Source organism: Macrococcoides goetzii (assembly GCF_002742385.2).
Lineage (GTDB): Bacteria > Bacillota > Bacilli > Staphylococcales > Staphylococcaceae > Macrococcoides > Macrococcoides goetzii.
This window is the reverse complement of record NZ_MJBI02000001.1, coordinates 272,522-286,919: the sequence shown is the minus strand read 5'-3', so window position 1 is coordinate 286,919 and position 14,398 is coordinate 272,522. Positions and strand designations below refer to the sequence as shown.

Below are 14,398 nucleotides of genomic sequence, written 5' to 3'. Positions count from 1 at the left end.
TTTTTTTATTTATCATGAAATAATGTTTGATACTGTGTCTGAACAATCCCTCTATCTAAATCAATAGTTATTCTTCCATCTTTCTGTGTATTAAAAATTTTGATATCGTTATTGATTAAAGCAGTTACAGTTTCATTATGAGGGTGTTTAAATCGATTATGCCGACCCGCAGAAATAATTGCAAATTTAGGATGTCGGCTAAGTAAAGTTTCACTTGTGCTCGTTCTACTTCCGTGATGACCAATTTTCACTATATCTATAGCATCATCGATCTGACTTAAGATTTCATCTTCATAGTCTTTACTTAAATCACCTAAAAATAATATATTTCTTCCGGGTTTATCGTGTTTTAAAAACACAACGATACTGTCATCATTCTCTTCTCCAGTTTGACCTGCAGATAAAAATCTTAAAGAAACATTCTTGTTATTATTCTCATTTTGACGCACGAACTGAATTTGCGCTTCATGTAAATAATTATTCACATCAATCAATGCTATACCCTTTAATTGTGCTAAACGAATTACCTTCTTATACTTTTCACTGCCATGTGCTTTAGGATTTAAAATAATGCGCTCAACCATCCCTGCCATTATTAAATTTTCAGATTCTCCAAAGTGATCAGCATCAGGATGCGTCAAAATAAGCTCATCAATCTTAGAAATACCTCGGTATTTTAAGAAAGGTATCGTTACCTTGTCACTTATACTTTGTGCATTGCTGCGTCTTTCCCAATGTTTGCTAAAATCCAGCTTTCCTCCAGTATCAATCATTATCGTCTTTCTACCTAGCTCAAGAATAAATGCATCACCTTGACCAACATCCAGAAAGTGAACATAATTATTATTTTCTTTAATATTTTTATTTGTAAATATTAATAAAATTAGCAACAATGCAATGCTTAAACCTTTATAACTTTTTAATTTGCTAAATAGTAACGATAAAGCAATAAACATCAATACATAAATGAATATATGCTGTTGTTCTAATATAATTTCGACTCTGGAAAACTGCGTAAAAAATTTTGTTAACATGTCATTCAATATAAAAGAACCATCTACCCATTGATTTAACCAATTGATATGGATGTTTAACATATATAATAATAGGATGAGCGTACAAATCGGAAAGATAATAAAAGTAAATAGTGGTATGAAAAAAATATTTGTCAACATACCGATTAAATAATTGTTATTAAAATGATAGAAAAGAATTGGAATTGTTGCTAATTGTGAGATAAAGTTAATGAGGAAAAATTGAAAAAGCTTTGATTTTTCATTATATAACGGTAAGATAAGCAAAAAACTAAAACATATAACATAAGATAGTTGAAATCCAATATCATAAACTGTAAAAGGATCATATATTAAATTTAGTATAAATGTGAGCGATAAAAGATCGGTGAGCTGCGTCTTTCGACCTGGATTAAATAAGATCAGCAAAATAAAAATAGTGGACCTCCAAACAGACGGTTGGCTACCGGTAAAAATCATATACATAGGTAGCAACATTAGCATCATCATTTTACACACTATTATTGGAACATTTAATCTCCGTAAAACAAAATAGAACTGTACTGATATCAGTGCAACGTGACTCCCACTGATGGCATAAAGATGATAAATACCTAGTGTTTTAAGTAAGGACATCTCATCTTTATTTAAGTATGATGTGTCACCTAACGTTAAAGCGATTAAATATCCCTTATAAACTATATTGGATTGATACATTGCTAAAGCAACATCTTTTCTATATTTCTGAATATGTTCAATCATATTTAAATCTTGATAAGAACAATTTGGCCAGTCAACGTTTGTTAGCTTTAAGCTACCTTTTTTATGTGCATAATAGAGATAGGCATCATAATGGAAACCTGTAAAATTAGTATTTGGTAGAATATGTTGAAAACTCATTTGAGCTGAACAACTTAGAAATGTTAAACGCATCATTTGTAATCGTTCTTTTTCAGCTTCATTGTTTATCTTGTAGAAAAATTGATATTCTTCCTGTTGTAATGTTAATGATCCCATCAGTAAATTGCCGTCAATTTTTAAATCATCTGAAAATCTGAACTCACCTGTTTTACTGACTTTCGGCTCAAAATCAAATGGCAGTTTTTCACGTTTAAAATCATACATATTATAAAAATAAAACGCAATTAAAAATGCAGCCAAAAAAATTAATAACCATTTTTGTAGCTGCTTTTGAAATATGATTATACAGGAAATTATTATTAAAAAGATTGTAATAACGATAGAATAAGATGAAAGTATTCCTGCTAATACAAGTAATACAACAACTACACCCAAGACTACCTCCTATCTTTACATTTGTTCAAAATATCCTGCTACATGTTTAGGATTGAATTCAATCTTTTCAATATCTATATTAGCCTTTTTTAACAACTCAATTGCATAAGGATGATTCTTATAATCATTCGCATAATATATTTTCTTTATACCTGCCTGAATAATTGATTTCGTGCAATGAATACACGGGAAGTGCGTCACATATATATCAGCACCTTCAGTTGATACACCCATTTTTGAACATTGTAATAGCGCATTCATTTCAGCATGAATTGTACGAATACAATGGCCATTCTCTATGTAACATCCTTCATCGATACAATGTACTTCACCAGATACAGAACCATTATATCCACCTGCAATTACTCGATTATCTTTTACGATTGTTGCTCCAACGCTTAAACGTGTACACGTTGAGCGTAATGCTAATAATTGTGATTGTGCCATAAAATATTCTTTCCATTGAATTCTTTCCATAACATCACCTATGTCTTTTTGAACTCATTGTAATATTTATTCATATTTTATTCAAGGTGATCAAAATTCGTACAGACATTTAAATAGATATATAATCCTTTAAATTTTCAAACGTTTTATCCCCTATACCTTTTATCTCTTTAATTTCATCTATTGATTTAAAGCCACCATTCGTTTCACGATATTGAATAATTTCCTGAGCTTTTTTCGGTCCGATTCCAGGAATTTCTTCTAAAGTGCTTTGTTCAGACGTGTTTATATTAATTACTTTTTTATCAGTTAGATTATTACTATCATGTGTTCCTGCTTGTTGATACATCGAAAACTTATCCTGCTTCACTTCACCTTTAAATGGAACATAGACGACCATCGCATCTTTAACAGGTGCAGCGAGATTGACCGCATCAAGGTCAGCATTTTTAAGGGGTACTGCCAGATTAACAATATCATTAACCACTTGATTGGATTTGGCAGGATATACACCACTGAATTTCACGGCACCTTTGATATCTACTTTCAATTCCGTTACAACTTTCTGCTTATCACTCGTCAATTGAGATTGCTGGTCTACAGGTATTAAAGAAGCTTTTGTTTCTTTAGTATCCATTTGCGCAAACTGGCTTAGCGAAGTATCCTCCTGAATATTCTTTGATTGGTCATAATTTTGAAAGATGATTACTCCACTAAGCATGATAATAATTCCTATAAACAGACTGTACATCTTATTTTTCTCTATCCATGTTTTTATCATTTCTAAATACATAAAAAAACACCTCCACATTATTATCTGTAGAAGTGCTTAAAAATATTTTATTTGTCATAATTTAAATATTATTTCATTATTTCTTTCTTCCTTACAATAAAAAATACACGATCAAAATATGCTTCTTCATTTGAATCCACAACAAAATCAGGATCAAAATCTGCGAATATAGTGATAATCTCAAAACCAATCTGTTCAAGCATCAGTTTATAAGTATCAATATCAAATGTTCTCTGATAATGCTGTTCATCAAAACGATGATAAATATCTTGCTCAATATCTTTGATAAAGAATGTCAGATCATGATAAACAGAAAACGGTACCTCACCTTGAACAGCATGCCAAATATATAACATCTTATCAAGTTCATCACTATAAGTCTGGTTAACAAAATATGTTTCAAATTTAGCTGTGCTATGAACGTCAAAAATAAAGATACCATCATCCTCCAGATGATCTAAAACACTTTGAAACGTTTTCTGTACATCTTCTGGTGCAGCTAAATAATTTAAACTGTCACATAGACAAGTAATTAATTGAAATTTTTGATTGAGTTCCAGTTTTGTCATATCTTGAGCAATAAGGGTCACATCACTACGTTTTGATGCAGCAATCGCTAACATCTCTTCACTCAGATCAACACCTGTCACTTTAACATTGTGTGGTATTAAATCAAGTAAAGCACCCGTGCCTGTTGCTAAATCTAACATATTTTCTTTCAAATATGGTCTTATCACTTCAAGCCATCTATCATATGGCTGATCATACATAAACTGATCATAAATTGATGCAAATTGACCGTAAGACATTAAACTTGCTCCGGCATATACTCAATAATTTCCTGATCACGATATAACTTCTCTAAGTTATAATAGTCACGTTCTTCGTGATGAAATACGTGTACTACAACATCACCTAGATCCACTAAAATCCAGCGTGCTTCATTAAAACCTTCAAGTCGATTTACTTCGATACCATGTTTTTGTGCTTCATCTTTTACTTCACGTGCGATTGCCTGTACTTGACGGTCACTATTCCCTTCACAAATTACGAAATAGTCCGTAATACCTGTAACATTTGCTACATTAATTCCTATAATATCTTCTGCTCTTTTGTTATCGCAAGCGTTAAACGCAAGTTCCAATAATGCTTCTTTTTCCATTCAATCATTCCTTTTCTTTTACTTCTGTAAATTATAATAATTTAAACACTCTATCGTTTTAGGATATATCGGTTTATCATTTTCGATTAAATATAATGCAGTACGTTTAGAAATTTCATAAATTGCTTTATCTAAGTTCTTTTCTTCAAATACAATCTTGCGAATATCATCAACACCAGGTTGTGTACGTCCTGGTTCAATATAATCACTAATAAAGATAATTTTTTCGTTTAAACCCATTCCGGCGCGTCCTGTAGTATGATAATAAATCGCGTTATATATCTCTGAATCTATCTCATGTTTATCCATCATGTATGCAGCAGCTACCGGGCCATGTAATATTTCTGAGTTATATGACAATAAATCATTATCAAGATTATATTTCGTAACTGCCTGATATAACTTACTTAACTCATCGTATTTCGCATAGTCATGCAAAATACCAGCCATTTCAACTATATCTTTATCACCATCAAAAATGTCAGCCATTTTTAAAGCTGTTTCTGCAACGCGAATTGAGTGCTCATATCTTTTCTTAGGTAATTTCTCTTCAACAAGCTTTCTAGCTTTCTTCTGCTTCATATAGATGTTCCTTTCTGATCAATCGCTCAATCGTATCTATTACAAAACAACGGATTGTCTTGCGCTGTGCAATTCGATTACGAATCATTGTAGAACTAATATCCATTCTTGGTATATTAAACGCTATAAATGGTTCAGGCAATTCCTGCGTATCTACATCTCGGTTAACCACAATAAACCTAACCATTTCTTTTAGTTTTTCAATTTCATACCATTGTGCTAGAGATATGTACTGATCTGTACCAATTATAACCGATATGTCAGCACCCGGATATTTTTCTTGCAAATATCGCATTGTGTCATACGTATAGCTTTTACCTTCCCGATGCATTTCTATAGTTTCAATTTCTCCAAAACCTAGATAATCAATCGCTAGTTTCAGCATCGAAATACGGGCATCATTACTCGTATGAGCACCACTTTTCTTTAAAGGACTATGTCCTGTTGGAATAAATAAAAATAAATCTGGCTGTTCCTGATGAAACACTTCATTTGCTACAGTTAAATGTCCGATGTGAACAGGATCAAATGAACCCCCATAGACAATTATTTTCATCGTGGTAATTCAATCTTCTTATTATTTACTGATGGTTTATATAAAATAATTGTTGACCCAATAACCTGCACAAGTTCACCGTATACACGTCGAGCAATTGTTTCAGCAAGTTCTTGTTTGTCATCATCATTATTTTGTAACACACTTACTTTGATTAGTTCTCTTTTTTCAAGCACATCATTGAGCTGTTCAATTAAATTATCACTAATACCACCTTTTCCTACTTGAAAGATTGGATCAAGATGGTGTGCTTCTGCTCGTAAAAATCTTTTTTGTTTTCCTGTTAACATTTATTTCTTCCTTTCAAGGTTGTTTGCACTGCTTCACTCATTGCCAGTGAATCTGCTTTTAATCCCGTCCATAGCTCAAAGCTCTTAGCGCCCTGCATCACAAACATACCTAATCCATTTATTATTTTTAAATTGTTTGATTCTGCTTCCTTTAAAAATGCTGTTTTTTCCGGGGTATAAATAATATCACTCACTACACACGATTTTTTTAAATCATGGCACCGAATCAACGACATCTCATCAAATCCTGTCATTCCGACCGGAGTTGTATTAATGACTAAATCATATACTGAAAGGTCATTTAGCTTATCATATGTCACACCATTAACTTTGAAAGGCCACGTTTCAATACGTTTTAAAGTACGGTTTGCAACCGTGACACGATGATTTTGCATCATTGTATAACTAATCGCTCGACTCGCACCACCGGCTCCTAAAATTAATATATTCATATTTTCATTTAAAATATGATCTATGCTAGATAAATACCCTAATCCATCAGTATTATATCCAATCCAATTGCCATTCTTAATATGAACCGTGTTGACTGCACCAATCATTTTAGCAGCAATATCTATTTCATCACAATAAGCCATAATATCAACTTTAAATGGAATCGTAACATTAAAACCATCTATATTCTTTTGCGCAATGACTTCTTTAATATGATGAAAATGTTTCGGATCGATGTCTAATGCACTATATTCATCATTTCTTCCTAAAGCTTTAAAATTTGCATGGTGCATAACTGGAGATAACGAATGTCGAATGGGATGGCCAATGACTGCAAAATTCATTTCCCCACCTACTTTATAGAATACTTGGTCTTAAATATACATCGACTTGTTTCGGTGCATATACTTCTATAACTGCACCTTTTTCTACAGTTATAAACCCTAGACCAGAAATAATAATATCTTGTTTATCTTCTTTAATCGATAGTGTAGTTCTTTTGACATTATCGAAATCAAAATCTTTTGTGCCTGGTGGTGTTAGTAATTCTCCTATTTGTCGGTGCCATAGCGATTCAGCATTCTCCTGCTTCGTACGATGAATATTCAGCATATTTGAGACAAAACAGTTTAAGCTTCGACGACCACCTGTTAAGTAATCAACGCGTACTAATCCACCTAAAAATAATGTCTGACCCTCGTTCAACTGGAAGTTACGTGGTTTAATCTCATCTTTCGGCATAATCACCTTTAACTCTTTATCACTTACATAATGCGTCATTTGATGTGCCTGAATGATTCCTGGAGTATCATACATAAATGAATGTTCATCTAAAGGAATATCAATTAAATCTAACGTTGTACCTGGAAAATGAGAGGTCGTAATGACATTCTTTTCTCCGACGCTTGTTTCAATTAACTTATTGATTAAAGTTGATTTACCGACATTTGTCGTCCCAACCACATAAACATCTTTTCCTTCGCGGTGTGTTTCAATTGATTCCAATAATTCATCAATACCATGATTCTTTTGTGCAGATATGAGTACGACATCATCAGCTTTCATACCTAAATCTTTCGCCTGTTTTTCGATCCACAGTTTCACACGACGTTTATTAATTAACTTCGGTAATAAGTCCATTTTATTTGCCGCAATTATGACCTTTTTATTTCCGACGATTCGCTTTAAACCATTGATCCATGACCCCTGAAAATCAAATACATCGATTACATTAACGATAATACCATCTTTATCACTTAAAGCATTTAGCATGGTTAAGAAATCATCACTCGTTAAATGCACATCTTGTATTTCATTATAATGTTTTAATCTAAAGCAACGTTTACAAATGACATCCTCTTTATTCAAACTTGAATTTGGAACGTAGCCTGGCTTTGATTGGTCTGTTGACTGCAATGTTGCACCACAACCAATACATTTCATTTCATTACTCAAATAATGTTCCTCCTGAAAATATTTATCAATATATTTATTTTAGCACATAACGCCTACTAAGTATTGTAAGACAAAATAAAAGGGTTGTGCGAGTATGCACGACCCAGATTAAGCGGGTGATCGGAATCGAACCGACAACATCAGCTTGGAAGGCTGAGGTTTTACCACTAAACTACACCCGCATATATTAAATTCGTATAAATATAATAACGAAAATTATCTCTTTTGTAAAGAATAAAAAAATAAAGAGTTCAGGAAATCCCCGAACTCAAAATGACTACTTATTCAGATCTACGATAACGCCTTCTCCACCAATCGTAATCGGTTGCTTACCGTCCCATTTATCAATCATTTGTTTACGAATAATTTTATCTGTTAAAGATTTTTCTAATATAGCATTCGCTTTAGCCTGACCTTCTGCCTCAATTTGTTTTTTCTTAGCATTTTGCTCAGCGATTGCTCTATCTGTCTTTGCTCTTTCTAATTCCTGATTCGCTTTTACTCGTTCGTCAATTGCAGCTTGTGTTGCTTTATCAGCTTTTGGGCTTGAAATCGCAATGTCTTCAACAATAAATCCTTGATCTGTTAAGTTTTGCTGTAGTTGTTCTAACGTATTTTTCTTAATTTCTCCTGTTTTTACACCAAACGTCTCGATAACTGAGAAATTCGCAACGGATTGGCGTAAACCATCTAATACACGAGTTCGCAGAAACCCATTTTCAAGTCCTGTAATATCAGCGTTACCAAATTTATTAAAGATCTTCACAACTTTTGTAGGATCCACATGATAGTTCACACTAATATCCATATTTAAATTTTTACCGTCACTAGTGGCAACATTTAAATCTGTGTATTCTTTCGTCTGCGTACGAATTGGATAATGTACAGCTTTATCTAATGGAAAAATAAAGTGCCATCCTGCAGGTTTCGTTTCTTCTTTAACACCGCTGACTGAATAGATGACCGCTTGGTATCCTTGAGGTACCTTTTCTATAGACATAAATGCTAACATAATACCTAACAATAATAATAACCCAAGAATAGATGTGACTAAGAATGATTTTCTATTGATTGGTTTACGATTATTAGGTTTAATCGTCTTTACTGATTCTGTCGATGAGTTCATTAACTTCTTCCAGCTCCTTCTCTAAATATTTAATTTCTGCAATGTCACTAATCATACCGGTCTTTGCAAATATCTCACTTTCAAGCATCTTCTTTTTACTTCTTAAAGCAGCCTGATTCAATTCATATTTGCGCATATTTTCGATGTTTTGTTGCTCAATCTGTTCTTTCACTTCTCTATGGCTAAAATAATCATAAAGGCGACTTAATACAAAATAAAGAACCGTAAGTACAATCACTAAAATAAATAACCATATTAGAAAAAGTTTCAAATAAATCCTCCTCTTTATAAAGAAGTATTGTATCTATTTTACCATTTTATATTGTTTTAAAAGAATAAACTGACATTTTTAAGGTAAATTTAAGGTTAACAACAAAAAAAGAGACAATGCGCTTGTCTCTTTAAGCAAAAATAGATTTTAGTTTTCCCAGTTGATTAAACCTTTTTTCTTAAAATACGCTAAAAACTTACGCTCAATCATTCTGTTGACACGTGTTTTCCATTCATCATTAGATTTCACTGGTACTACCATTATTGAATAAAATCCATTAGAATTTGCTGCAAGCACATCCGTCATCATCTGATCACCGATAACTACAGTTTCTTCTGGTTGTACTCCCATTGCGACACATGCTTTCTTAAACGCTTGTCCCATAGGCTTGCGTGCGTTAAAAATATAATCTACTTCTAATGGTGTCGCAAATGTTGCAACACGTGCCTGATTATTGTTTGAAACGATCGTAACTTTAATATTGTGATCACGCATACTGTTAAACCAGTTAATTACTTCAGGTGTTGCTAAGGCAACGTCCCAGCCAACTAGCGTATTATCTAAATCAGTAATGATTGCCTTTACACCACGTCCTGATAATTCTTCTGGTGTAATTTCAAATATTGACTTTGCATATTTACTTGGTAATAAATATTTTTGAAATAATCCCATAAGTCACCTCTAAATTTTTTATTGCTTTGTTATACCCTTTTACACAATCAATAACCCCAATCCAATAAGGATTGGGGTATAATGTATTATTCGATTTCTTGATTTGGAGCGTAATCTACTTCAGTACCTGTGTAAATTAAAAATCCGATAATTGCCGTTGCTATTACTGATAATGCCATAATAAATATCATAATGTGCGCCTCCTATCCCCTTAAGCTGGTAATGTCTCTATTAATGATTTTACAATTTTAGAACTTGATACGCAAGCCACTTTTAAGAACTCTTCAAAACTCATCTCTGCCTCACCATTTGCAAGGTCAGAAATAGCACGTGTAATAATAAATGGAACCTCAAATTGATGACAGGTTTGTGCTACTGCAGCTGCTTCCATCTCAACTGCAAGGCTTTCATTAAAGTTTGTTATGATTTCCTGCTTTTGTTCAGATGAGCCAATGAAACTATCACCTGAAACGATGAGTCCGATATGTGCTTTAAGATTATTTTGTTCAATTGCCTGTTGTGTATATTCAATTAATTTTTCATCAGCAAGATATCGTGCAGGCATACCTGGTACTTGCCCTAATTCATAGCCAAAAGCAGTCGCAACAACATCATGATGAAGTACGCTTTGACTAATAACAATATCACCAACAGCTAAAGAAGCACCTAAGCCACCTGCACTACCTGTATTGATAATCATCTCCGGATGATAATTCTGGATAAGAAGTGTTGCACAGATTGCAGCATTAACTTTACCGATACCACTTTGCATTAATACAACATCTTTACCATATAAATGACCTTTAAAGATTTCAACATGGGCAATCTTTTCTGTTTGCAGTTCCTGCATATCACCCTTTAAAATTTCAATTTCTTCCTGCATAGCTCCGATAATTCCAATCACATGAATTCCTCCTAAATAAAAAGTAGATCATAAGATCTACTTTAATGTATATATAATATATTAGCTGATTTCAACGATTTTAACACGCATTTCATTGCCGTTTGGTAATGGAACGTTTACTTCGTCGCCAACTTTTTTACCAAGTAATGCTTTAGCAATTGGAGATTCATTTGAAATTTTACCTTCAAAAGGATCAGCTTCAGCAGAACCTACAATTTTATATGATTCTTCTTCATTACCAGGCACTTCAGTAAATGTTACTGTTCTACCTAATTGAACTTCTGATTTTGAACCATCATCTTCAATAATAACTGCATGACGTAACATCATTTCAATCTTAGTAATTTCCTGTTCAACAAAGCCTTGCTCATCTTTAGCCGCATCGTATTCTGAGTTCTCAGAAAGGTCACCAAAACTACGCGCAACTTTAATTTTTTCTACGACTTCAGGTCGTCTTACTGTTTTTAAATGTTCTAATTCAACTTCTAACTTTTCAAAACCTTCTTTTGTCATTGGGTATTCTTTTTGCATTTCCATGGATAAATCCTTCTTTCTACTAATTCACTCGAATTAATGATTGTATTTTTGTTGTCATAATATCGATAGCAACTGCATTACTACCACCTTCAGGTATAATAATATCAGCATATCGTTTCGTTGGTTCAATGAATTGATTATGCATCGGTCTAACAACAGTTAAATATTGATCAATAACTGATTCCATTGTTCGACCACGCTCTTCTATATCTCTCATCAGTCTCCTTAAAATACGAAGATCTGCATCCGTATCAACATAAATCTTAACATCCATTAAATCACGAAGTGTTTCATTTTCTAAAGCAAAAATGCCTTCTACTATAATAACATCTTTTGGCTCAAATGTAATCGTTTTCTTACTTCTTGTATGATTTGTATAGTCATAAGTTGGAACCTTTACAGTCTCACCATTACGTAAATCAATTAAATTTTGAATAAGTAAATCATTATCAAATGCTAAAGGATGATCATAATTGGTCTTTAAACGTTCTTCAAAGCTAAGATGATCCTGATTTTTATAATAATAATCCTGCTCTATTAAAGCTACACTATAGCCTTCTAAATTTTTAAGTATTTTAGAAGTTACTGATGTCTTACCTGAACCAGAACCTCCCGCAATACCAATGATTGTCGTATGCGCCATTAATTTAGTTCCTTCCTCATCATATTCATTGGATAGACTGGATGTTTTACTTTAATTTGTACGATTTGAAGTGGATGACGCGCTGCATCTAATTCTGAACCCTCTTCATCATAAATAACATCGATTACTTGCTTAAAGTTCTCTATTTCAGGACCAAAGAATTCAATTTCCTGTCCTGGTTTAAAATTATTACGTTGTTGAATTGTTGCGATTTGTGTTTCTTCAGAATAGTCTAACACTAATCCACAGAAATCAAAAGGTGTTTTTTTAGACTGTTCATGACCAAACATTTGCTCTTCAAAACCAGGAACCCCTTCGAAGAATGCACTTGCTGTATCACGATTAGCACATTTATCTAATTCAATTAACCATTCCGGATTAATCTTGAAATTTTCAGGGTCTGCACAATAAGCATCAATTACTTTGCGATAAACAGATACTACTGTAGCGATATAATGAATTGATTTCATACGACCTTCTATCTTCAATGAATCTACGCCGATATCAATCATCTTCGGAATTGACTCAACAAGCTTTAAATCTTTAGGACTCATTGCAAAAGGTGTTGCATCTCCATCATAAACAACATCAAGTTCACCATCATCAACTGTTAATAAATCATAATCCCAGCGACAACTTTGACAACAGCCGCCACGATTTGAATCTCGTGCTGTCATATGGTTACTTAATGTACAACGACCAGAGTATGCAATACACATTGCACCATGAATGAATGCCTCAATCTCGATATCAATTTTTTCTTTCATTTCTTTGATTTCTTCAGCACTCGTTTCACGTGCAAGTACGACACGTTCTAAGCCTTCTGACTTCCAGTATTCAACAGCTTTCACGTTTGATAGTGATTGTTGTGTGGAAAGATGAATTTCAAGTTTAGGCGCAACACGCTTACATGTTTCAATGATTAGCGGATCTGCTACGATAATCCCTGTTGCTCCAGTTCCTTCAAGTGCGATAAGATAATCTTCTAAACCATCCATATTTTCATCATGGGCGATAATATTGGTCGTAATATATATTTTAGCACCATATTTATTCGCAAAGTCTACGCCTTCTTTAATTTCTTCAATTGTGAAATTGTCAGCGTTTGAACGTAATCCGTATTCTTGTCCTCCAAGGAATACAGCATCAGCACCGTAATGTACGGCAATTTTTAATTTCTCAAGGTTACCAGCAGGCGCTAATAATTCTGGTTTCTTTATTATTTGTTTTGGTTGTTTAATTTCTAATTCCGTTTTCATCAAATCATTCCTTAATATACAGTTTGTTTAAATAAGAATCCTTGATCCAGTGGACGATGTTCTGGTTGAATTTCTTCAATCATATCTACAAGATCAAATTTAGCATCCTCATATGCTTCGACATCTTCATCATAAAGGTCAAGCGCTTGTCGATATGCCTTTGTCACTGTCGTAATATATTCTTCTGAATGTAATACGCCATCTATTTTAAATGAATCAATCCCAGCTTCAATTAACTCTTCTAATTCTTCGATAACGCAAATATCATTTGGACTCATAATATGTGTGCCATTACTATCTTCAAAAATTGGATATTTATTATTTCGTTCTTCATCATAAAGTAACATTGCATCTTTAATTTCACGATTTTCAATTTTCATTACTTTATCCTGATACATAAAATAATTACCTAGCAAACTACGTTTCGATTGGAACATACATGTCATGCCATGGACTTGCACTTCAATCGCAACATCACTATGCGCTTTAATGTTTAATACTTCATCAAGAGATAACTCACGTGCAAGTACCGCTCGGTTTGCACCACGTTGTCCCCAGTAGTTCACCTGGAAATAATTCGTTACTAATGTTTCCTGATTCCATTGTAACGGTATCGTATTGCCTAGTTCTCTTTCATACATTACGATTGCTGGATCTCCAAATAAAATTGCGTCTGGTTTTACAACATGTAAAAATTTCATATAATCTTCAACCGCATCTAAATGTTCATTATGAAAAATACCGTTTACTGCAACATATGCCTTCTTATTGTGTTCATGAATTAAATCTATTGCAGCCTTTAAATCTTCACGATTAAATTCTCCTGCCAGACGTAATCCAAATTGTTCTTCTCCGATAACAAATGCATCTGCACCTGCTTCAATTAAGTCACTAATATGAGATAAAGATTTAGGTGTTACTAATAATTCTGTCATAATG

General features: G+C 33.2%; 18 protein-coding genes and 1 tRNA gene. All 19 read right to left on the bottom strand.

Annotated features, from left to right (window positions below; all coding sequences use genetic code 11):
• Nucleotides 1-5: 5 nt before the first annotated feature.
• The gene (locus BFS35_RS01465; RefSeq protein ID WP_099578527.1) at nucleotides 6-2,309 is read right to left on the bottom strand and encodes a DNA internalization-related competence protein ComEC/Rec2; all 2,304 of its coding nucleotides are present in this window, start codon (nucleotides 2,307-2,309) and stop codon (nucleotides 6-8) included.
• A 15-nt stretch (nucleotides 2,310-2,324) separates the two neighbouring features.
• The gene (locus tag BFS35_RS01460) at nucleotides 2,325-2,786 is read right to left on the bottom strand and encodes a ComE operon protein 2 (protein WP_099578529.1); all 462 of its coding nucleotides are present in this window, start codon (nucleotides 2,784-2,786) and stop codon (nucleotides 2,325-2,327) included.
• 79 nt (nucleotides 2,787-2,865) lie between these two features.
• Nucleotides 2,866-3,549: a helix-hairpin-helix domain-containing protein gene (locus BFS35_RS01455; protein WP_158554226.1), complete on the bottom strand. Its 684-nt coding sequence runs from the start codon at nucleotides 3,547-3,549 to the stop codon at nucleotides 2,866-2,868.
• A gap of 68 nt (nucleotides 3,550-3,617) precedes the next feature.
• On the bottom strand, nucleotides 3,618-4,358 hold the full coding sequence (locus BFS35_RS01450; RefSeq protein WP_099578533.1) for a class I SAM-dependent DNA methyltransferase: 741 nt from the start codon (nucleotides 4,356-4,358) through the stop codon (nucleotides 3,618-3,620).
• Nucleotides 4,358-4,711, bottom strand: coding sequence for a ribosome silencing factor (gene rsfS, locus BFS35_RS01445; protein ID WP_096076305.1), 354 nt, complete (start codon nucleotides 4,709-4,711; stop codon nucleotides 4,358-4,360). The genes BFS35_RS01450 and rsfS overlap by 1 nt, the downstream gene beginning before the upstream one ends.
• An 18-nt stretch (nucleotides 4,712-4,729) precedes the next feature.
• On the bottom strand, nucleotides 4,730-5,293 hold the full coding sequence (yqeK, locus tag BFS35_RS01440; protein WP_099578535.1) for a bis(5'-nucleosyl)-tetraphosphatase (symmetrical) YqeK: 564 nt from the start codon (nucleotides 5,291-5,293) through the stop codon (nucleotides 4,730-4,732).
• On the bottom strand, nucleotides 5,274-5,849 hold the full coding sequence (gene nadD, locus BFS35_RS01435; protein WP_099578537.1) for a nicotinate (nicotinamide) nucleotide adenylyltransferase: 576 nt from the start codon (nucleotides 5,847-5,849) through the stop codon (nucleotides 5,274-5,276). Before nadD ends, yqeK begins: the two co-directional genes overlap by 20 nt.
• The gene (yhbY, locus tag BFS35_RS01430; protein ID WP_099578539.1) at nucleotides 5,846-6,139 is read right to left on the bottom strand and encodes a ribosome assembly RNA-binding protein YhbY; all 294 of its coding nucleotides are present in this window, start codon (nucleotides 6,137-6,139) and stop codon (nucleotides 5,846-5,848) included. The genes nadD and yhbY overlap by 4 nt, the downstream gene beginning before the upstream one ends.
• A complete protein-coding gene (gene aroE / locus BFS35_RS01425) occupies nucleotides 6,133-6,936 on the bottom strand; it encodes a shikimate dehydrogenase (RefSeq protein WP_099578541.1) in 804 nt (267 codons plus the stop codon). Before aroE ends, yhbY begins: the two co-directional genes overlap by 7 nt.
• A gap of 13 nt (nucleotides 6,937-6,949) precedes the next feature.
• Nucleotides 6,950-8,047 (bottom strand): ribosome biogenesis GTPase YqeH, encoded by a 1,098-nt coding sequence (gene yqeH, locus BFS35_RS01420; protein WP_099578543.1) that lies wholly within the window; start codon nucleotides 8,045-8,047, stop codon nucleotides 6,950-6,952.
• Between the two features lie 111 nt (nucleotides 8,048-8,158).
• A tRNA-Gly gene (locus BFS35_RS01415) sits at nucleotides 8,159-8,229 on the bottom strand.
• Nucleotides 8,230-8,324: 95 nt separating this feature from the next.
• Complete coding sequence (locus tag BFS35_RS01410; protein ID WP_099578545.1) at nucleotides 8,325-9,173, bottom strand: prohibitin family protein; 849 nt, start codon at nucleotides 9,171-9,173, stop codon at nucleotides 8,325-8,327.
• Entirely contained in the window at nucleotides 9,139-9,444 is a 306-nt protein-coding gene (locus BFS35_RS01405) for a hypothetical protein (protein WP_099578547.1), read from the bottom strand. Before BFS35_RS01405 ends, BFS35_RS01410 begins: the two co-directional genes overlap by 35 nt.
• A gap of 147 nt (nucleotides 9,445-9,591) precedes the next feature.
• Nucleotides 9,592-10,116 carry a YqeG family HAD IIIA-type phosphatase gene (locus BFS35_RS01400; protein WP_099578549.1) on the bottom strand — a complete coding sequence of 175 codons (525 nt, stop codon included), beginning with the start codon at nucleotides 10,114-10,116 and terminating at the stop codon, nucleotides 9,592-9,594.
• 211 nt (nucleotides 10,117-10,327) lie between these two features.
• The gene (mtnN, locus tag BFS35_RS01395; RefSeq protein ID WP_099578551.1) at nucleotides 10,328-11,020 is read right to left on the bottom strand and encodes a 5'-methylthioadenosine/S-adenosylhomocysteine nucleosidase; all 693 of its coding nucleotides are present in this window, start codon (nucleotides 11,018-11,020) and stop codon (nucleotides 10,328-10,330) included.
• Nucleotides 11,021-11,080: 60 nt separating this feature from the next.
• Complete coding sequence (gene greA, locus BFS35_RS01390) at nucleotides 11,081-11,557, bottom strand: transcription elongation factor GreA (RefSeq protein ID WP_099578553.1); 477 nt, start codon at nucleotides 11,555-11,557, stop codon at nucleotides 11,081-11,083.
• 19 nt (nucleotides 11,558-11,576) lie between these two features.
• The gene (gene udk / locus BFS35_RS01385; protein ID WP_096076294.1) at nucleotides 11,577-12,200 is read right to left on the bottom strand and encodes a uridine kinase; all 624 of its coding nucleotides are present in this window, start codon (nucleotides 12,198-12,200) and stop codon (nucleotides 11,577-11,579) included.
• Entirely contained in the window at nucleotides 12,200-13,459 is a 1,260-nt protein-coding gene (locus BFS35_RS01380; protein ID WP_099578555.1) for a peptidase U32 family protein, read from the bottom strand. The genes udk and BFS35_RS01380 overlap by 1 nt, the downstream gene beginning before the upstream one ends.
• A gap of 11 nt (nucleotides 13,460-13,470) precedes the next feature.
• Nucleotides 13,471-14,394, bottom strand: a complete 924-nt coding sequence (locus BFS35_RS01375; protein WP_099578557.1) for a peptidase U32 family protein — start codon at nucleotides 14,392-14,394, stop codon at nucleotides 13,471-13,473.
• Between the last annotated feature and the right edge of the window lie 4 nt (nucleotides 14,395-14,398).